Source organism: Denitraticella aggregata (genome assembly GCF_048158365.1).
In the GTDB taxonomy this organism is placed as follows: Bacteria; Pseudomonadota; Gammaproteobacteria; order Burkholderiales; family Rhodocyclaceae; genus Azoarcus_F.
Window position 1 is genome coordinate 26831 of sequence record NZ_JBLLNL010000007.1, and the last position, 17366, is coordinate 44196.

The following is a 17366-nucleotide window of genomic DNA, read 5'->3' on the forward strand; positions in this document are numbered from 1 at the left end:
CACCCTACGACGAAAGTACCAGTTCTTCAGTCACGAGGCCGCGATTCGCGTCCCCGGTTTCGCGACAGCGTCAGACTTCCGGAACCTGGTGCTTCAGTGCATCGTGGCCGTGATCCTGATTCTTTTGCTTGTATTTCATCACCTGACGATCGAGTTTGTCGGTCATGTCGTCGATCGCGGCATACATGTCGACATCGTCACTTTCCACGAAGAGGTCCTTGCCCCGCACGTGCAGGGTCACCTCCGCTTTCTGCTTCAGTTTCTCCACCGAGAGGATCACGTTGATGCTGGTGACGTTGTCGAAGTGACGGATGACCCGGTCGAGCTTGGTCGTGACGTATTCGCGGATGGCCGGAGTGACCTCGACGTGATGCCCGGTGATGTTGAGATTCATGATTGCTCCTTGGTTTTCAGATCGTCTTGCGCTGGCTGACCGGCGGAATATTCAGTGACTCGCGATACTTGGCTATGGTCCGCCTCGCCACCACGATACCCTGCTGGCCCAATAGTTCGGCAATCTTCGAGTCGGACACGGGTTTTTTCTTGTCCTCGGCCTCGATCAGCTGGCGAATCAGCGCCCGGATCGCCGTGGAGGAGGCCGCGCCGCCGGTATCGGTGGCCACGTGACTGCCGAAGAAATACTTGAGTTCGAACACGCCGCGCGGCGTGGACAAGAACTTTTGCGTGGTGACCCTCGAAATGGTTGATTCGTGGAGCTCGAGTTGTTCGGCGATCTCGCGCAAGGTCAGCGGACGCATCGCCACGTCTCCATATTCGAAGAACTGGCGCTGCTGGTCAACAATCGCCTGCGAAACGCGCAGAATCGTGTCGAAACGCTGCTGCACGTTCTTGATCAGCCAGCGTGCTTCCTGGAGCTGTCCGGTCAGCGCGCCGCCACTGCCGCGATGCTGCTGCAGGATACTGGCGTACAGCGCGTTGACCCGCAGGCGGGGCATCGCGTCGGCGTTGAGGTTGACGACCCATTGGCCGCGCAATTTGCGTACCACCACGTCCGGAACGACGTAACGGGTCGCCTGCGTCGAATACTGCGCCCCGGGGTGCGGGTCCAGACTGCAGATCAACGCATGGGCCGCGCGCAGTTCGTCCTCGCTGCAACCGATCACCCTGCGCAGGCGAACGAAATTGCGCTCGGCCAGCAGTTCGAGATGGCGCTCGACGATGATCTGCGCGAGATTCCGGTTCGGGTCGGCCGGCATCGCACGAAGTTGCAGGCTCAGACACTCCTGCGGGCTGCGCGCACCGATGCCGGCCGGCTCGAGGCTCTGGACCTGATGCAGCGCGATGGCGAGGTCGTCCAGGTCGACCTCGAGCTCGGGTGACAGCAATTCCAGCAAGTCTTCGAGCGTCTGATTCAGGTAACCGTCGTCGTCGATCGCTTCGATGATGAAGCGCGCCAGCGCCCGGTCCCGATCGGACAGCGGCGACATGCTGATCTGCTGGTTGAGGTGATCCCTGAGGCTGGTCTCGGCTGCCTGGATGTCCTGGAAGTCGTTGTCTTCGTCGTCACGGCTGGCGCTGCTACCCGAGGACGTGGACCAGTCCGAGTCATCCGCGAAGCTGGCTGCATCGTGTTCCTGCTCGGACTCGCCCGCCCGCTGACCATCCACACCCTCGCCGGTGCTCGTGGTGCCCGCAGACGGGGCCGGGCCTGGAGCGGACTCGTCACCGTCCTCGCGTTCCAGCATCGGGTTCTCGAGCAGGAACTTCTCGATCTCCTGATTGAGTTCGAGCGTCGATAACTGCAGCAGCCGGATCGACTGCTGCAGTTGCGGTGTCAGCGTCAGGTGCTGTGAAAGCTTGAGCTGGAGCGTGGGTTTCATGATGAGGCGACGCGAGCGGCAGTCACAGTTGGAAGTGCTCGCCGAGGTAGACCTGGCGGACCTGTTCGTTGCGGATGATCTCGTCCGGACGTCCGCTCGCCAGGACCCGCCCTTCGCTGATGATGTAGGCGCGATCGCAGATGCCGAGCGTCTCGCGCACGTTGTGATCGGTGATCAGCACGCCGATGCCGCGCTCCTTCAGGTAGCGGATGATCTTCTGGATGTCGAGCACCGCGATCGGATCGACGCCGGCGAAGGGTTCGTCGAGCAGGATCAGTCGTGGGTTGGTCGCCAGCGCACGCGCGATCTCGCAGCGCCGTCGCTCGCCGCCGGACAGGGACACCGCCGGGTTGTCGCGCAGATGTGCAATGCCGAGATCGTCGAGCAGCTCTTCCAGGCGCGTCTCGAGCTTGCCGCGCCCCAGCCCCTGCAACTCCAGCACCGCGCGCACGTTGTCCGCAACGCTGAGCTTGCGGAAGACGCTCATTTCCTGCGGCAGGTACGACAGTCCCTGGCGGGCGCGCTTGTGCACCGGCAGGTGCGTCAGGTCGATCCCATCCAGCGTGATTCCGCCCCCGTCGCTTCGGACCAGCCCGACGATCATGTAGAAACAGGTCGTCTTGCCCGCGCCGTTCGGGCCAAGCAGGCCGACCACCTCGCCTCCGTCGACCTCGAAGCCGACATCGTGGACGACAGTGCGTGACTTGTAGCGCTTCTGCAGGCCGACCACATCAAGCAGCGTCATCGGGGCGTTCTCTCAGCAATCGGGTGATGGTGGCGGTGGAAAAGCCGCGACTTTGCAGAAAGCGGGCCTGTCTTGCCCATTCCCGACGGTCGGCAGCGATCGAACCGAACCGGGTCGTCCAGACCGCGCGTGCGCGCTCGAGCTCGTCGTCCAGGGGTTCGTTCTCGAGCGCTGCATCGATCGTGTCGCGATCCAGTCCCCGCTGGGCGAGGTCGTGACGGATTCGGGCCAGCCCGAAACGGTGCGCCCTGCTCCTGAGCCAGCTCTGGGCGAAGCGCGCATCGGAGAGGAGTCCCAGGGAGGTCATGCGATCGAGGACGGCTTCGACTTCATCGGTTGTCCCGTGTGGCGCGAGCTTACGTGCCAGCTCGGCGCGCGAATGCTCCCGCCGGGCGAGAAAGCGGATCGCGCGCTCCCTGAGACTGGTTTCCGGCATCGCGCCCGGTTCAGGCCTCGCTGGCCGCAACTTCGGCCTGCGGCCGACTGACCGCCTGCATCTGGTTCAGACCGACGGCGTTGCGCACCTTGTTCTCGATCTCCCGCGCAAGCGCCGGGTTGTTGCGCAGAAACTCGCGCACGTTGTCCTTGCCCTGGCCGATCTTGTCGCCGTTGTAGGCATACCATGAACCGGACTTGTCGACGATCTTGTGCTGCACGCCCAGATCGATGATCTCGCCTTCGCGCGAGATGCCTTCGCCGTAGAGGATGTCGAAGATCGCTTCCTTGAACGGGGGGGCCACCTTGTTCTTGACCACCTTGCAGCGGGTCTCCGAACCGACGACTTCGTCGCCTTTCTTGATCGCGCCAATGCGTCGGATATCCAGCCGGACCGACGCATAGAACTTGAGCGCGTTACCGCCGGTGGTGGTCTCCGGGCTACCGAACATCACCCCGATCTTCATGCGGATCTGGTTGATGAAGATCACAAGCGTGTTGGTGCGCTTGATGTTGGCGGTCAGCTTGCGCAGTGCCTGGCTCATCAGACGGGCCTGCAGGCCGGGGAGCTGATCGCCCATCTCGCCCTCGATCTCGGCCTTGGGGGTCAGCGCCGCGACCGAGTCGATGACGACGATGTCCACGCCGCCGGAGCGAACCAGCATGTCGGAGATCTCGAGCGCCTGTTCGCCGGTGTCCGGCTGCGAGATCAGCAGGTCCTCGATATTGACGCCGAGCTTCTCGGCATAGCCGACGTCGAGTGCGTGCTCGGCGTCGATGAAGGCCGCGGTGCCGCCGAGCTTCTGCATCTCGGCGATGACCTGCAGCGTCAGCGTGGTCTTGCCGGACGACTCCGGGCCGTAGATCTCGACCACCCGTCCGCGCGGCAGGCCGCCGAGTCCGAGCGCGATATCCAGTCCGAGCGAGCCGGTGGACACCGTCTGGATGTCCCGTTCGACGTTGCCGTCACCCATGCGCATGATCGAACCCTTGCCGAACTGCTTCTCGATCTGGGATAGCGCGGCTGTCAGGGCCTTGGCCTTGTTTTCGTCCATTTCCGTTCCTTGAAAAACGAGCTGTAATTATGGCACAGAGATTGCGTGAGCGCGGTGCGCAGCCACGCCCGCGGCTATGCAATCATCGGGCCGCGAAGAAGTCTGTTCAATGTGTCGAGGGCATGGATCACCGCCTGGCGCCGCACCGCTTCGCGATCGCCGTCGAGGTGCAGGGTCCGGGTGATCGTGCCGTCGCCGTCCAGTGCCCACGCGAGGCAGACCGTCCCGACCGGCTTGCCGGGTGTCGCGCCGTCCGGCCCTGCAATGCCGGATACCGCCACGCTCGCCTGGGCGCGGCTATGGGCGAGCGCCCCCTGCGCCATCTCGGCGACCGTCTGCTCGCTGACCGCGCCACAGCGGGCAAGTGTTTCGGGTGTGACGCCCAGCATGTCCTGCTTGGCCTGGTTCGTATAGGTCACGAAGCCGCGGTCGAACCAGGCGGAACTGCCGGCGGTGGCGGTCACCGTTTCCGCGATCCAGCCTCCGGTGCAGGACTCCGCCGTGGCCAGCATCCATCCGCGCCCGCTCAGGCAATCGCCGGTTTCGCGCGACAGTGCGCTCAGTGCATCGTCCATGGGTCGGCTCCAAACAGGTGTACCAGCACGGCCAGCGCCAGCAGCGTGTAGCCGGCGGCGAGGAGGTCGTCGAGCATGACGCCGAATCCGCCCTTCAGGCGGCTGTCGGCCCAGCGTATCGGCTGCGGCTTGAGAATGTCGAAGAAACGGAACAGGCCGACCGCGATCGCCTGCCACACCACGCTCGCCGGCGTGAACAGCAGCACCAGCCATACTGCGACCATCTCGTCCCACACGATCGCGCCGTGATCGGACACCCCCAGCGCGCGTCCGGTCCGGTCGCACACGATCACGCCGGCGGCGAAGAAGGCTGTCAGAAACGCGATGAACACGACGTCCGGCAGCGGCGTCTTGATCAGCGGATAGATCAGCCAGGCCAGCAGGCTGCCCATCGTGCCGGGTGCGCGCGGGGACAGTCCCGACCCGAAGCCGAGTGCGATGAAATGGGCCGGATGGCTGACGAGAAAATTAAATGTCGGTTGCATGATCTCGGAAGTGATCATAACCCAGCCGGGTGGGGTGCGACAGCCTTCCGTCCGCGGTTCTGAGCATCAGCTTGCCGGCTTCGGCCACGATCGAGCCGATGCGTGTAATCGGCAGCGCCGTGGCGGCCGACAGGGCCTCGATGCGATGCCGCTGCGGTGGCGTCGCGGTGAATAGCAGCTCGTAGTCGTCGCCGCCCGACAGCAGCGCATCCAGCGCATGGGTGCGACTGGCCCCGCAGTCCAGCAATGGCGTCAGCGGCAGGCGCGCGACCTCGACCGTGGCGCCGACGCCTGAGCATTCGAGGATGTGCCCGAGGTCGCCGAGCAGGCCGTCGGACACGTCCAGCATCGCGTTGGCCACACCGCGCAGCCTCTGTCCGATTTCCACGCGCGGCGTGGGGCGTTCAAGCGCATCCATGCAGACCGCCCTGCCGTCGGGCGGGAGCGTCAGCGCATCGCGCAGGCAGGTCAGTCCGAGCGCCGCGCGTCCTGGTGCCCCGGTGATCCACAGATCGTCGCCGCTGCGCGCGCCGGCGCGCGTGATCGCGCTACCGGCGGGGACTTCGCCCATGACGGTGACGCACAGGTTCAGCGGGCCGCGGGTCGTGTCTCCGCCCACCAGATCCACCCCGAAGCGGGTTGCGCATGCATGCAGGCCGTCGGCGAACGCGCGTATCCACGCCTCCTCCGCAGCGGGCAGCGCGAGCGCCAGAACCGCCCAGCGCGGGCGTGCGCCCATCGCTGCGAGATCCGACAGATTGACGGCGAGCGCCTTCCAGCCAAGTGAGCCGGGTTCGGCATCCGGCAGGAAATGCGTGCCCGACACCAGCATGTCGCAGGACACGGCCAGTTGCATGCCCTGGCCGACGTGGACGAGCGCTGCGTCATCGCCGACCGCAAGATCGGTGTGGTCGGTGGGGCGCGTGAAATGGCGGTGGATCAGCTCGAATTCGGAGGGCATGTGCTGCGGTCAGGATGTCCAGGGGCGGCGAGTGACGAGCTTACTCCAGGCCTTGTCAAGTGTCTGAAGGATTGGTGCAAACATATTTGCTATAATATCAATTTATCGTCAATGCAATGACTGATGCGCCGGAAACGGTCGTTTCCTGACGCACCGACCGTCGCGCGATGCCAGGGTCGTCGCTCACAGTCGGCGTCTGTGCGGGTGCGCCGCTCGAAGTGCAGGAGGAACACGTATGTGTGGTATCGCAGGAGAGCTGAGATTCGACGGATCCGAGCCGGATCTGGTCGCGCTGGCGCGTATGAACGCGCGCCAGCGTCGCCGCGGCCCGGACAGCGGGGGTGCGTTTGCGCAGGGAGGCTACGCGTTCGGGCACCGGCGGCTGAAGATCATGGATCTGTCCGAATCGGCGCAGCAGCCGATGTTCGACCCGAATCTGGGGCTGGGCATCGTGTTCAACGGCGCGATCTACAATCACCCGGAGCTGCGGCGCGAGCTCGAGGGGCTCGGCTATCGCTTCTACTCGCAAGGCGATACCGAGGTGTTGCTCAAGGCCTACCACGCGTGGGGGGCGGACTTCGTGAAGCGGCTCAACGGCATGTTCGCGTTCGCGATCTGGGAGCGCGACAGCGGTCGGTTGCTGCTCGGGCGCGACCGTCTCGGCATCAAGCCGCTCTACTACGCCGAACTCGCCGGCGGACTGCGCTTCGCGTCGTCGCTGCCGGCGCTGCTGGCCGCCGGTGGCGTCGATACTGCGATCGATCCGGTCGCGCTGAACTTCTACCTGTCCTTCCATGCGGTCGTGCCGGCCCCGCACACGATGTACGCCGGCGTGCGCAAGCTCGCGCCGGGCACGTTGATGGAGATCGAGGCCGATGGCCGGCGCCGCGAGCAGACATTCTGGTCGCTCGTCTATCCGCGCGACCCGGCCGACGAAGCGCGCAGCTTCGACGAATGGACGCAGATCCTGCTCGATGGCCTGCGCGCGGCGGTCAAGCGACGCCTGGTCGCCGACGTGCCGGTCGGGGCGCTATTGTCGGGCGGGGTGGACTCCAGCCTGATCGTCGGCCTGATGGCCGAGGCCGGCGTGTCGGAATTGCGCACCTACAACGTCGGCTTCGAGGATGTCGGCGACGAGAAGGGCAACGAGTTCGAGTATGCCGACATCGTCGCGCAGCGCTTTTCGACGATACACGAGCGCATCTTCGTGCCGGAGTCCGACCTGCTCGCGCGCCTGCCGGAAGCGGTCGAGGCGATGAGCGAACCCATGGTCAGCCACGACTGTATCGGCTTCTACCTGCTGTCCGAGGCGGTGTCGCGGCACAGCAAGGTGGTGCAGAGCGGTCAGGGCGCGGACGAGGTGTTCGGCGGCTATCACTGGTATCCCAAGCTCGATGGCAGCGCCCAGCCGGTCGCCGACTATCTCGCGGCCTTCCGCGACCGGGATTTCGACGAATACACCGCGGTGGTGTCGCCGCAATGGCTGGCCGCGGACGAATCCGCCGCCTATGTCGCCGAACGCTTCAATGCGCCCGGCGCCCACGATCCGGTGGACAAGGCCTTGCGTCTGGACACCACGGTGATGCTCGTCGACGACCCGGTCAAACGTGTGGACAACATGACCATGGCCTTCGGCCTGGAGGCAAGGGTGCCGTTCCTGGACCATGAGCTGGTGGAACTCGCCGCGCGCATCCCGGCGCGGCACAAGCTCGCGCACGGCGGCAAGGGCGTGCTCAAGGAGGCGGCCCGCAAGGTCATCCCGTCGGCCGTCATCGACCGGCCCAAGGGTTACTTTCCGGTGCCGGCGCTGAAGTATCTGCAGGGTTCGGTGCTGGAGCGGGTCAGGGACGCATTGAACAGTGCGGCCGCGCGCGAGCGCGGACTGTTCCGCAAGGACCATGTCGACATGCTGCTCGCCGACCCCGGCGCTCACATCACGCCGCTGCGCGGGTCCAAGTTGTGGCAACTCGGCCTGCTCGAATGGTGGCTGCAAACCCATTCGGGAGGTCGTGGGTGACGACGGCGACGGCTTCCGGGCCGACACTGTTCGGAGTGGACGAATGAGAAAGCAACTGACCAAGGTGTTGCGCGCCGGACGGACGCCGCTGCACCTGCCCTCCGGGCAGCCGGCCTTCAAGGACATGTCCGAGGACGCGATCATCGAGTGCGGCTGGGGACGCTGGTTGCCGGCACAGACCTGGCGTGATCCGGCCCGGCTTGCGGTCGAACTGCTGAAGGAAGGCAGCGGCGAGCGCGATATCGCGTTCTACGTCCAGCAGCCGCAGATCGTGGTCGCCCAGGCACCGCAGCAGCTGTTTCTGGATCCGTCCGACGCGTTCCGTCTCGAGCTGTCCGGCTATCGGACCGGCACCGCGGCGCGGAAAGGCTTTACCGTGAGGCGTCTCAGAACGCGCTCGGACGTGGCTGCGATCAACGTGGTGTACCGGGCACGCAACATGGTGCCGGTCGACACGCAGAAGGTCTGGCGCGCGCGCGCGAGCCGCAGCATCACCTATGCGCTGGCCGAAGAGCGCAGCAGCGGCGAGATCGTCGGTGTTGCGATGGGGCTGGATCACGTCGAGGCCTTCGACGATCCGCAACGAGGTTCCAGCCTGTGGGCACTGGCGGTGGCGCCACAGGCGGCGCATCCCGGCATCGGCGAGGCGCTGGTACGCTACCTCGCCGAGCACTACCAGGCTCGCGGTCGGGCGTGGATGGACGTGTCGGTCATGCACGACAATGCGCAGGCCATCGCCTTGTACGAGAAACTCGGTTTCACCCGCATTCCGGTGTTCGCCGTCAAGCGGCGCAATGCGATCAACGAAGCGCTGTTCGTCGGACCCGAAGAGGGCGTCGATCGCCTCAACCCCTATGCGCGCCTGATCGTCGATGAGGCGCGCATACGCGGCATCCATGTCGAGGTGCTCGATGCCGAGAACGGCTATTTCCGCCTGACGCTGGGCGGACGCAGTATCGTGTGTCGCGAGTCGCTGTCCGAGATGACGACCGCGATCGCGATGAGCCGCTGCCAGGACAAGCGGGTGACGCTCAGGTTGCTGGGTTCGACCGGCATCCGGGTGCCGGCGCAAGCCGAGGCGTCCGGGCGGGATGCGATCGACGCGTTCCTGGCCGAGCATGGCGCGGTGGTGGTGAAGCCGGTCGAGGGCGAGCAGGGCAAGGGCATCAGCGTGAACCTGACCGGAGCCGATGAAGTCGAGGCCGCCATTGAACGTGCGCGGCAGTTCTGCGACCGGGTCATCCTCGAGCAATACTGCGAGGGTCAGGACCTGCGCATCGTCGTGATCGACTTCAAGGTGGTCGCGGCCGCGGTGCGCCGCCCGCCGGTGGTGGTGGGCGACGGCCGATCCAGCGTGCGCGCGCTGATCGAGAAGCAGAGCCGGCGCCGGCAGGCGGCCACCGGTGGCGAGTCGCGCATTCCGGTCGATGACGAGACCGGCCGCTGCGTGCAGTCGCAGGGCTTCGCGCTGGATGACGTGCCGCCGCTCGATCACCGGATCACGGTGCGCAACACCGCCAACCTGCATACCGGCGGAACCATCCACGACGTGACCGACCAGTTGCATCCGGTGCTGCGCGACGCGGCCGAGGCCGCGGCCCGCGAACTCGACATTCCGGTGACCGGGCTGGATTTTCTGGTGCCTGCGGCCGATGAGCCCGACTACGTCATCATCGAAGCCAACGAACGTCCCGGTCTCGCCAATCACGAACCTCAGCCGACGGCGGAACGATTCATCGATCTGCTGTTCCCGAATACAAGAACAAGTCAGTGAGGAGAACCATGACCCCAGCCATCCTGCCCGGTATCGACTACGACTATCTCGAGGAGACCATGCTGCAGCTGCTCGCGATCCCGAGCCCGGTCGGCCTGACCGATGCGGCCGTGCGCTACACCGCGGGACGCCTCGAGGCGTTGGGCATTCCGTATGAGCTGACCCGGCGTGGTGCGATCCGTGCGACCTTGCGCGGTCGGGAAAAGCAGCCGGCGCGGGCGATCGTCGCGCATCTCGATACGCTGGGCGCGATGGTCCGCGGCCTCAAGGACAACGGGCGCCTCGGGATCGTGCCGATCGGTCACTGGTCGGCACGTTTTGCCGAAGGTGGGCGACTGACCATCTTCACCGAGGATGGACATCTGCGCGGCAGTTGCCTGCCGTTGAAGACCTCTGGCCACGCTTTCGGCGATGAGATCGACTCTCAGCCGGTCGGCTGGGATCATGTCGAGGTGCGGGTCGATGTGGACGCGCGCTGCAAGGCCGATCTCGAGGCCGCCGGAATCCATGTCGGCGACTGGATCGCCTTCGACCCGCAACCCGAGATCCAGCCCAACGGTTGGATCAACTCGCGCTACCTTGACGACAAGGCCGCCGTGGCTGCATTGCTTGCCGCGTGCAAGGCGGTACGCGACCACAAGCTGCCGCTGCCGGTGGATGTGCACCCGCTGCTGACCATCACGGAGGAGGTCGGCTCCGGCGCTTCGGCCGCCCTGCATGGCGAGATCGCCGAGATGGTCAGCCTGGACATCTCGATCGCCGCGCCAGGCCAGAACACGTCGGAACATGCCGCCACGATCTGTATGCAGGACATGTCCGGGCCCTTCGACTTCCACCTGACCCACAAACTGATTTCCCTGGCCAAGGAGCACGGCATCGCGCACCGGCGTGACGTGTTCAAGTATTACCGCTCCGATTCGGCCGCGGCGGTCGAGGCCGGCAACGATATCCGGACCGCGCTGATCGGCTTCGGCGCGGACGCCTCGCATGCGCAGGAGCGTACCCATCGCGAAGCGCTGATCGCACTGAGCCGGCTGGTCACCGCCTACATGATGAGCGAGCCGGTCAGCCCACGTGACTGTCACTCCCTCGGCTCGCTCGAAGGCTTCACCGAACAGCTGCGTCCGGAGGACATGGTGCTGCCGAACTCGCCGCTGCCGGAGCCGGGCGAGTTCCTCGACCTGGACTCACCCAATCTGCCTAACTGTCAGGATCGACTGTAAGGCGGAAATGGCGGGATGGCCCTCTTCGGTTGACCGGGGCAGAGGCTTCAGTCCGACAGAGGCGAGGCTGTGGCGACCAACTGACCATTGGCGCCGCCCAGGATCAACCGGCCGTCCAGGTCAAAGTCGAAACGGTCGATGCCACTCAGGATCGAGTGAAAGCGTTGTTCCTGGTCCATCAGGTTTGGCGCGCAGGCCATCATCGTGGTCGCGGCGTGGGTGAAGCGCAGCGACTCGCCATCCAGGGTGTAGCCGGCGTGGTAGCGATTGCACGACCCCGTGCCGGCGATTCGACCCGTGTCTTTCAGGAAGCGCAGCGTCACCGGTGAGCCGTCGGTCGGTGTCACGCCGTCCAGCGACTGGATGATCCATTCCCGCCCGGCCAGCAGGTCGATCGGTTGGCCACCGCATCCGGGTTGAGCGCCGTCGATTCCCGAGAGCACGACCGAGTACGGATGCGGCATGCCGCTCATGCTGTCGCGGCAGACCTCACCGACGATCGCCAGCGCGATCACACCCGCGCGGTCCGCAGCCTGCATCCTCGTCGTCAGACCGGACTGCTCGATACTCGACAACGCCAGTGTGCGCGCCGCGCCGGCATAGCCGGTGGTGAGCGTCACGGCATCATCCATCACCTGTACCCGCCATGGCGGCTCCTGTCCCTGAGCGGTGAAGGGCTGCGCGGGCGGGGTGGTCAGCGTACAGTTTGCGCGGTCGCGTCCGCGCAAATCCACCCAGGCGGCGTCGCCCTTCATGTGCAGCACGGTCGAGGCGTCCTGCGTCGCCTCGTAGCGCACGCCGGATGCGGCGCGGGTCTGATGCATCGGAATCGATTCGCCTGCGGCTACCAGGACCGGGGTGGAATCCACATCGGTGAGCAGCACGGACAGGTCACCACAATCGAAATGGAGGGCGGTATACACTGTCTGCGCCATGGAGGCGCTCCCCGCGCGATCGGGCTCCGCGACCGTGGCGCAGGCCGACAAGCCGAGCAGCAGCGCGGACAACAGAACGGGTTTGTTCGGGTAACGTGTCATGATGAATTCCAGCCTTGGATGTGACAGTAAGCGGGTGATCAGAACCGATAGTCGAGCCCGATGACCGGTCCTTGCAAGGTCGTGTCGAACACGAAGCCGGAGTTCCGATAATCGACCGCGAGCCGACGGTAGGCGAACAGCAATGCTGCCTGCTCGTTTAGCTGGTAGCCCAGCCCGGCCATCAGGTCGGAACTGCTGCGCGAACCGACGCCGAAGCCACCGGCCATGGCCCAGCCCAAAGCGTAGGTGCGCGGCCCGAGGTGGTGGAGCCCACGGACGCCGATCACAGGATTGGTCCAGCTTTCGGTGTTCCGGCCACGAAGGTTGAGCGGGCCCCCGAGCCTGACGTCGGTGCGCAGCGACCAGTGCCGCGCGCCGCCCAATACATCGACATAGCCCCAGTCGTCGACCGCAACCCGGTAGGTTGCGGCGAGCAGGCCGGTCGTAGTGCGGGCCGTGACGTTCACCTTGACCGAAAAGCCGAACGGCGTGGGAACCCGGTCGGACTCGCTCACACGCACGTACATCAATTCTGCGAGCAGCCCGACCCGGCCCCGGCGGGCCTCGAATCCGACCATGGCCCCGAAATCGAGGTCGTGCAGGATGTCGCTGAAGCTCTTGTCGATTTCAGCACGGCGGTCGAATTTGCCGACCGTGCCATCGAGACCCGCACCCCAGGCGTAGGGGGTGATGCGGTAGTGCCAGCGGTCGTTGTCGATCGCATCAGGATCGACACGGAGTTGGGCTGCGGCGCTCAGCGGAAGGGTCACCGCTACGATGAAAATCGCGACGTCTCGAAAGCTCCGTGTCGGATTCATGCTGTCCTCGGGTGTCTGCGTGCTCAGTCGAGCAGATTCTTGTAGATGCGGCCGTCCTTCATGATTACGACGAAGTGCTCTTCGGGGTGCTTGATGAGCGACAGATCCTCGGTTGGATCGCCATCGACCAGCAACAGATCCGCGAGCGCACCTACGGCGATCACGCCCAGCGGTTTGCGGTAGGGATTGCGTTCGCCGGTCAGCTCGAGCAATGCGCCGTTGTTGCCGGTCGCGATCTGCAGCACCTCGCCCGGTGAATACCAGCGTTCCAGCGAAACCAGGCGGGCGTTCTGCCCCTCGCCGTCATCGCCGGAGAACAGGATGTCGGTGCCGAACGCGACCTTGACCTTGTGCTTCCTGGCCAGCTCGTAGGCGCGCTCGGTGCCGGCCGAGACCATCAACTGCTTGACCCGGTTCGCGCCGGTCTGCGGGTTCGCGAGTTCGTTGTCGAGAAAGGGCTGCAGAGACCACCAGATGCCCTGCTCGGCCATCAGCCTGACGGTGTCATCGTCGACCAGCTGGCCGTGCTCGATGGCCTTCACACCCGCCTCGATCGCGATCTGTACGGCCCGGCTCGTGTAGGCGTGAACCGTGACGTAGGTGCCCCAGTTCTCCGCAGCTGCCACCGCAGCACGGATCTCCTCCGGCGTGTACTGGCTCGCGTCGATCGGGTCGTAGATGGAGGTCACGCCGCCGCCAGCCATCAGTTTCACCTGGGTCGCACCGAGCATCAGCTGCTCGCGAACGCGCCGCAGGACCTCATCGGCGCCATCGGCGATCGCGGCGGTCCGGGTCAGCTCGGTGTGGCTCAGCGGCTGGTTGGGCGCGCGCGGTATCTCGTGCGGCAGGCGGAAGTCGCCATGGCCGCCGGTCTGGGAGATCATCGCGCCGGACGGAAAGATGCGCGGCCCGCGATAACGCCCCTCCTCGATCGCGCGGCGCAGCCCCTGAACCGGGCCGCCCATGTCGCGCACGGTGGTGAAGCCGCGCATCAGCGTGGCCTCGGCCACCTGCGCCGCCCGCAGGTTCGTGTAGCCGACCTCGCTGGTCATCGCGTCCATCAGCGTCTGGCCGATCAGCATCGCGTGCCAGTGCGCGTCGATGAGACCCGGCATCAGGGTTCTTCCGGCGCCGTCGATGCGGGTCACCTCGGCCCCATCGGGCGGAGCCAGCGGCGCGGTGGAGATGGCCTCGAGGGTGTTGCCGACGACCAGCACGTTGGCCGGGACACTTGCGCGGGCGCTGCCCTTGCCGTCGAAAATGAATACGTTTTCGATCAGCACCGCGGTCTGCGCGGCGTGAGCATCGAAGGTCAGCGCCGACATCGAGGCGACTATCGAGACGATGGCGAAGTGCTTGATATTCATTGGATGGCTCCCCGGCGCACCCATTGCGCCATGCGTTACGTCGAGATTTAACGAGGACGATAGCGGCGTGTGCCGATCCTGTAAAGGAGGGTACTTCGGAAGCCGCACGAAAACGGACCGGCATGGGCTGTGTCGATCCTTCGGGGCCCCGAGCGAATGGGCCGCGGAAATGAGCTTGCATATGTCTGCCGAAGAGTCGTCCAGCAATACTGACAGCCATTCAAAGCAAGGATAAACTTATCCTGGAATGTATATCCAAACGGGAAAGCTGCCATGCAAGTCGCCAAATGGGGGAATTCACTGGCCGTCCGCCTGCCCGCTGCAGTGGTTCAGGCCCTCGAACTGAAGGAAGGCGAGGAGATTGAACTGCACGTGGTGGGCGACCGAACGCTCGAGGTTGCCCGCAAGGCGCTGCCTCAGGATTTGCTGGCACGCTTGCGCCGGTTCAGAGGCCGGTTGCCAGCAGACTTCCGCTTAGACCGACTCGAAGCCCATGAAGACGACCGTAGCCGCTGATGCGCCCGGTTTTCCTCGATACCAATGTCGTGCTCTACCTGCTTTCGGCTGACGAGCACAAGGCCAACGCGGCCGAAGCGCTGCTCGCACGCGGCGGCACGGTCAGCGTTCAGGTGCTCAATGAGGTGGCCTCGGTATGCCGGCGAAAGCTGAAACTGCCCTGGTCCGAGGTGCGCGAACTACTCGATGCCGTGAAGGCGTGCTGCGAGGTCGTGTCGCTGTCGCTCGCGGCCCATGAGCGCGCGCTTCACCTGGCTGAACGCTATCGACTGTCGTTCTACGACGCCCTCATCTGTGCCTCGGCACAGGAGGTGGATGCTGAAGTGCTGTATACGGAAGATCTGCACGATGGGTTGGCACTGGGTCGCCTACAGGTCCGCAATCCCTTTGCCTGACTTTGCCTTCGGCCTGCGCCGCTATCGCCCGACAGCGCCTGCATCGTGCTTGCATGAAACCGGAAAGCAAAAAGCCCAACCGAATCGGCTGGGCTATCTGCGTGTTTTATTTCGAGGTTTTTGGTAGGTCGTGCGTGGCTCGAACACGCGACCAACGGATTAAAAGTCCGCTGCTCTACCAACTGAGCTAACGACCCGCCGACCTTCGAAAGACCGCAATTATAGTTAGCACGGCTGACCGGGTCAACATCGCGGACAGGGCGGGCCAGCCGGGCGCCGGCGCCGGAGCCGGGTTTCAGCCCTCGCGCATCAGCAGCCAGTACTGGATCTTCATCGTCGCGGCGGCGCCGGCGATGATCGCGGCCGTCGTGATGATCGAGCCGACCGCGAGCGTGGAGAAACCGGTGATGCCTTGTCCGATCGTGCAACCGAAGGCGGTCACGCCCCCGAAACCCATCAGGATCGCACCGACGATGTGGCGTGCCAGATCGTCGGACTGGTGAAAACCCTCGATCCGGAAGCTCCGCGAAAGCAGCGCATAGACCGCGGAGCCGGCGATGACGCCCAGCGTGCCGGCGATGCCGAAGGTCACGATGCGGCTGGTATCGCTCCACAGCATCAGCAGTTCCAGCGTGTAGGCGATCGGCGCGACGAAAGTGAAGGACTCGGCGCTGCCGCTGTTGGTGCCGATGAACGCTTGCTCCAGCGTGCGTGGGTGTTCCTCGACATAGCCGACATGCCCGGTCAGATACCAGCCGGCGACCGACAGGCCGCCGATGATGATACCGCCCAGCAGGATGTCGCTACGCCGGGCCTCGCGGTCGAGCAGCGCGAAAATCAGCAGTCCGCCGCCGATGATCCCGGTCGCAAGGATCAGCGCGGTGTCGTGTGCGAGACCGATGCCGGCGAGGATGGATGGAATGTCCTGGCCGGTGCTCAAGGTCACGTCGACCGAGTCGATGAACGCGACCCGCCAGACGGCGAACAGGCCCCGCATCGTCATGTAGGCGGAGATGCCGAGGAACACGAAAACCACAAGCGACTTCAGATTGCCGCCGCCGATGCGGATCAGCGTCTTGCTGCCGCAACCTGAGGCGAGCGTCATGCCGACCCCGAAGGTTGCGCCACCGAGCAGGTTGGAGAACCAGATCAGCCGATTACCCGTGTAGAAGGAGTGCGTGACGTCGAACTGGCCGGTCAACTGCAGCATGGTGGTGCCGACGATCGCGACGCCGATCGCGAGCATCCACATGCGCATGCGCGTCCAGTCGCCCATATTGACGATGTCCGACACCGCACCCATCGTGCAGAAACTGGTCTTGTTGCCGACGAAGCCGAAGACCGCGCCCAGCGCGAAGGCGGCCCAGGCGATCGTGGAGGCGGCAATGATCGGTTCGTCCAGCATGATTTTCCGTTGGGCGTAGCGGTGTCGATTCTACTGGTATCGCGTGGGATCCACCATGCCGGCTGCCTCGAAGCCGGCGCGACGCAGCCGGCAGGCCTCGCACACGCCGCAGGCTGCTCCGCTGGCATCGGCCTGGTAGCACGACACTGTCTGCGCGTAGTCCACACCGAGTTCGATGCCACGAGCGATGATCTCGCCCTTGGACAGACGCATCAGCGGGGCATGAATCCGAAGCCTCTTGCCTTCGACGCCGCTGCGGGTCGCCAGGTTCGCCATCGTCTCGAAGGCGTCGATGAACTCGGGACGGCAGTCCGGATAGCCCGAGTAGTCGACCGCGTTGACGCCGATGAAGATGTCACCTGATCCCAGGACTTCCGCCCAGGCCAGCGCCATCGACAGCATGACCGTGTTGCGCGCGGGGACGTAGGTGACCGGAATGTCCTCGGTCGCGCCGTGGGTCGGCACGCCGATCGCGGCGTCGGTCAGCGCCGAGCCGCCGAACTGGCCCAGGCTGACCGTGGCGATCCGGTGTTCGCGTGCGCCCATGGCTTCGGCGATGCGCTTCGACGCGGTCAGCTCGGCAACATGCCGCTGCCCATAGGCGACCGACAGCGTGTGGCAGTCGTAACCGTCGGCCTGCGCGATCGCGAGGCAGGTGGTCGAGTCCAGGCCGCCGGAGAGCAGGATGACTGCGCGGGGTCGGGTGTCCATGGTGGT

18 protein-coding genes and 1 tRNA gene are annotated in these 17366 nt (G+C 65.1%); 5 read left to right on the forward strand and 14 right to left on the reverse strand.

Translation table 11 applies throughout. The features are described 5' to 3' along the window. Positions 1-70: 70 nt before the first annotated feature. The 8 genes from hpf to thiL all read right to left on the reverse strand — a co-directional run bounded on the left by hpf (position 71) and on the right by thiL (position 6097). The gene (hpf, locus tag ACKVEX_RS09990) at positions 71-394 is read right to left on the reverse strand and encodes a ribosome hibernation-promoting factor, HPF/YfiA family (RefSeq protein WP_473215579.1); all 324 of its coding nucleotides are present in this window, start codon (positions 392-394) and stop codon (positions 71-73) included. Positions 395-410: 16 nt separating this feature from the next. Then, positions 411-1841, reverse strand: coding sequence for an RNA polymerase factor sigma-54 (locus ACKVEX_RS09995; protein WP_473215580.1), 1431 nt, complete (start codon positions 1839-1841; stop codon positions 411-413). Between the two features lie 22 nt (positions 1842-1863). After that, on the reverse strand, positions 1864-2586 hold the full coding sequence (lptB, locus tag ACKVEX_RS10000) for an LPS export ABC transporter ATP-binding protein (protein WP_473215581.1): 723 nt from the start codon (positions 2584-2586) through the stop codon (positions 1864-1866). Beyond that, positions 2573-3022, reverse strand: coding sequence for a recombination regulator RecX (gene recX / locus ACKVEX_RS10005; RefSeq protein ID WP_473215582.1), 450 nt, complete (start codon positions 3020-3022; stop codon positions 2573-2575). The genes lptB and recX overlap by 14 nt, the downstream gene beginning before the upstream one ends. A gap of 10 nt (positions 3023-3032) precedes the next feature. Then, positions 3033-4076 carry a recombinase RecA gene (gene recA / locus ACKVEX_RS10010; RefSeq protein ID WP_473215583.1) on the reverse strand — a complete coding sequence of 348 codons (1044 nt, stop codon included), beginning with the start codon at positions 4074-4076 and terminating at the stop codon, positions 3033-3035. A 74-nt stretch (positions 4077-4150) separates the two neighbouring features. Next, positions 4151-4651, reverse strand: coding sequence for a CinA family protein (locus ACKVEX_RS10015; protein WP_473215584.1), 501 nt, complete (start codon positions 4649-4651; stop codon positions 4151-4153). Beyond that, positions 4636-5136 carry a phosphatidylglycerophosphatase A family protein gene (locus ACKVEX_RS10020; RefSeq protein WP_473215585.1) on the reverse strand — a complete coding sequence of 167 codons (501 nt, stop codon included), beginning with the start codon at positions 5134-5136 and terminating at the stop codon, positions 4636-4638. Before ACKVEX_RS10020 ends, ACKVEX_RS10015 begins: the two co-directional genes overlap by 16 nt. Beyond that, positions 5120-6097, reverse strand: a complete 978-nt coding sequence (thiL, locus tag ACKVEX_RS10025; protein ID WP_473215586.1) for a thiamine-phosphate kinase — start codon at positions 6095-6097, stop codon at positions 5120-5122. Before thiL ends, ACKVEX_RS10020 begins: the two co-directional genes overlap by 17 nt. Positions 6098-6332: 235 nt before the next feature. Here thiL and ACKVEX_RS10030 point away from each other — a divergent pair, with 235 nt between their 5' ends. The 3 genes from ACKVEX_RS10030 to ACKVEX_RS10040 are packed head-to-tail and all read left to right on the forward strand — an operon-like array spanning position 6333 to position 11111. Next, a complete protein-coding gene (locus ACKVEX_RS10030) occupies positions 6333-8114 on the forward strand; it encodes an N-acetylglutaminylglutamine amidotransferase (protein WP_473215587.1) in 1782 nt (593 codons plus the stop codon). Positions 8115-8157: 43 nt separating this feature from the next. Then, a complete protein-coding gene (ngg, locus tag ACKVEX_RS10035; protein WP_473215588.1) occupies positions 8158-9888 on the forward strand; it encodes an N-acetylglutaminylglutamine synthetase in 1731 nt (576 codons plus the stop codon). A gap of 8 nt (positions 9889-9896) precedes the next feature. Beyond that, positions 9897-11111: an osmoprotectant NAGGN system M42 family peptidase gene (locus ACKVEX_RS10040; protein WP_473215589.1), complete on the forward strand. Its 1215-nt coding sequence runs from the start codon at positions 9897-9899 to the stop codon at positions 11109-11111. A gap of 47 nt (positions 11112-11158) precedes the next feature. On the opposite strand, the gene ACKVEX_RS10045 is transcribed toward ACKVEX_RS10040, so the two are convergent. The 3 genes from ACKVEX_RS10045 to ACKVEX_RS10055 are packed head-to-tail and all read right to left on the reverse strand — an operon-like array spanning position 11159 to position 14333. Then, positions 11159-12148, reverse strand: a complete 990-nt coding sequence (locus ACKVEX_RS10045) for an META domain-containing protein (RefSeq protein ID WP_473215590.1) — start codon at positions 12146-12148, stop codon at positions 11159-11161. 38 nt (positions 12149-12186) lie between these two features. After that, the gene (locus ACKVEX_RS10050; RefSeq protein ID WP_473215591.1) at positions 12187-12966 is read right to left on the reverse strand and encodes a hypothetical protein; all 780 of its coding nucleotides are present in this window, start codon (positions 12964-12966) and stop codon (positions 12187-12189) included. Between the two features lie 23 nt (positions 12967-12989). After that, positions 12990-14333 carry a metal-dependent hydrolase family protein gene (locus tag ACKVEX_RS10055; protein WP_473215592.1) on the reverse strand — a complete coding sequence of 448 codons (1344 nt, stop codon included), beginning with the start codon at positions 14331-14333 and terminating at the stop codon, positions 12990-12992. Positions 14334-14606: 273 nt separating this feature from the next. Between ACKVEX_RS10055 and ACKVEX_RS10060 the strand changes: the two genes are divergently transcribed. After that, on the forward strand, positions 14607-14849 hold the full coding sequence (locus tag ACKVEX_RS10060; RefSeq protein WP_473215593.1) for an AbrB/MazE/SpoVT family DNA-binding domain-containing protein: 243 nt from the start codon (positions 14607-14609) through the stop codon (positions 14847-14849). Continuing rightward, positions 14849-15244: a PIN domain-containing protein gene (locus tag ACKVEX_RS10065; protein WP_473215594.1), complete on the forward strand. Its 396-nt coding sequence runs from the start codon at positions 14849-14851 to the stop codon at positions 15242-15244. Before ACKVEX_RS10060 ends, ACKVEX_RS10065 begins: the two co-directional genes overlap by 1 nt. A 121-nt stretch (positions 15245-15365) precedes the next feature. Here the strand turns inward: ACKVEX_RS10065 and ACKVEX_RS10070 are convergent. The 3 genes from ACKVEX_RS10070 to queC form a co-directional block, all read right to left on the reverse strand. Then, positions 15366-15441, reverse strand: a tRNA-Lys gene (locus tag ACKVEX_RS10070). A gap of 98 nt (positions 15442-15539) precedes the next feature. After that, positions 15540-16646 (reverse strand): YeeE/YedE family protein, encoded by a 1107-nt coding sequence (locus tag ACKVEX_RS10075; RefSeq protein WP_473215736.1) that lies wholly within the window; start codon positions 16644-16646, stop codon positions 15540-15542. 33 nt (positions 16647-16679) lie between these two features. Beyond that, a complete protein-coding gene (queC, locus tag ACKVEX_RS10080; protein WP_473215595.1) occupies positions 16680-17360 on the reverse strand; it encodes a 7-cyano-7-deazaguanine synthase QueC in 681 nt (226 codons plus the stop codon). Between the last annotated feature and the right edge of the window lie 6 nt (positions 17361-17366).

What these genes read in the sequence shown, in the direction of transcription:
- hpf (WP_473215579.1), bottom strand. Translation starts at nt 394, where the DNA reads ATGAATCTCAACATCACCGGGCATCACGTCGAGGTCACTCCGGCCATC.
- ACKVEX_RS09995 (WP_473215580.1), bottom strand. Translation starts at nt 1,841, where the DNA reads ATGAAACCCACGCTCCAGCTCAAGCTTTCACAGCACCTGACGCTGACA.
- lptB (WP_473215581.1), bottom strand. Translation starts at nt 2,586, where the DNA reads ATGACGCTGCTTGATGTGGTCGGCCTGCAGAAGCGCTACAAGTCACGC.
- recX (WP_473215582.1), bottom strand. Translation starts at nt 3,022, where the DNA reads ATGCCGGAAACCAGTCTCAGGGAGCGCGCGATCCGCTTTCTCGCCCGG.
- recA (WP_473215583.1), bottom strand. Translation starts at nt 4,076, where the DNA reads ATGGACGAAAACAAGGCCAAGGCCCTGACAGCCGCGCTATCCCAGATC.
- ACKVEX_RS10015 (WP_473215584.1), bottom strand. Translation starts at nt 4,651, where the DNA reads ATGGACGATGCACTGAGCGCACTGTCGCGCGAAACCGGCGATTGCCTG.
- ACKVEX_RS10020 (WP_473215585.1), bottom strand. Translation starts at nt 5,136, where the DNA reads ATGCAACCGACATTTAATTTTCTCGTCAGCCATCCGGCCCATTTCATC.
- thiL (WP_473215586.1), bottom strand. Translation starts at nt 6,097, where the DNA reads ATGCCCTCCGAATTCGAGCTGATCCACCGCCATTTCACGCGCCCCACC.
- ACKVEX_RS10030 (WP_473215587.1), top strand. Translation starts at nt 6,333, where the DNA reads ATGTGTGGTATCGCAGGAGAGCTGAGATTCGACGGATCCGAGCCGGAT.
- ngg (WP_473215588.1), top strand. Translation starts at nt 8,158, where the DNA reads ATGAGAAAGCAACTGACCAAGGTGTTGCGCGCCGGACGGACGCCGCTG.
- ACKVEX_RS10040 (WP_473215589.1), top strand. Translation starts at nt 9,897, where the DNA reads ATGACCCCAGCCATCCTGCCCGGTATCGACTACGACTATCTCGAGGAG.
- ACKVEX_RS10045 (WP_473215590.1), bottom strand. Translation starts at nt 12,148, where the DNA reads ATGACACGTTACCCGAACAAACCCGTTCTGTTGTCCGCGCTGCTGCTC.
- ACKVEX_RS10050 (WP_473215591.1), bottom strand. Translation starts at nt 12,966, where the DNA reads ATGAATCCGACACGGAGCTTTCGAGACGTCGCGATTTTCATCGTAGCG.
- ACKVEX_RS10055 (WP_473215592.1), bottom strand. Translation starts at nt 14,333, where the DNA reads ATGAATATCAAGCACTTCGCCATCGTCTCGATAGTCGCCTCGATGTCG.
- ACKVEX_RS10060 (WP_473215593.1), top strand. Translation starts at nt 14,607, where the DNA reads ATGCAAGTCGCCAAATGGGGGAATTCACTGGCCGTCCGCCTGCCCGCT.
- ACKVEX_RS10065 (WP_473215594.1), top strand. Translation starts at nt 14,849, where the DNA reads ATGCGCCCGGTTTTCCTCGATACCAATGTCGTGCTCTACCTGCTTTCG.
- queC (WP_473215595.1), bottom strand. Translation starts at nt 17,360, where the DNA reads ATGGACACCCGACCCCGCGCAGTCATCCTGCTCTCCGGCGGCCTGGAC.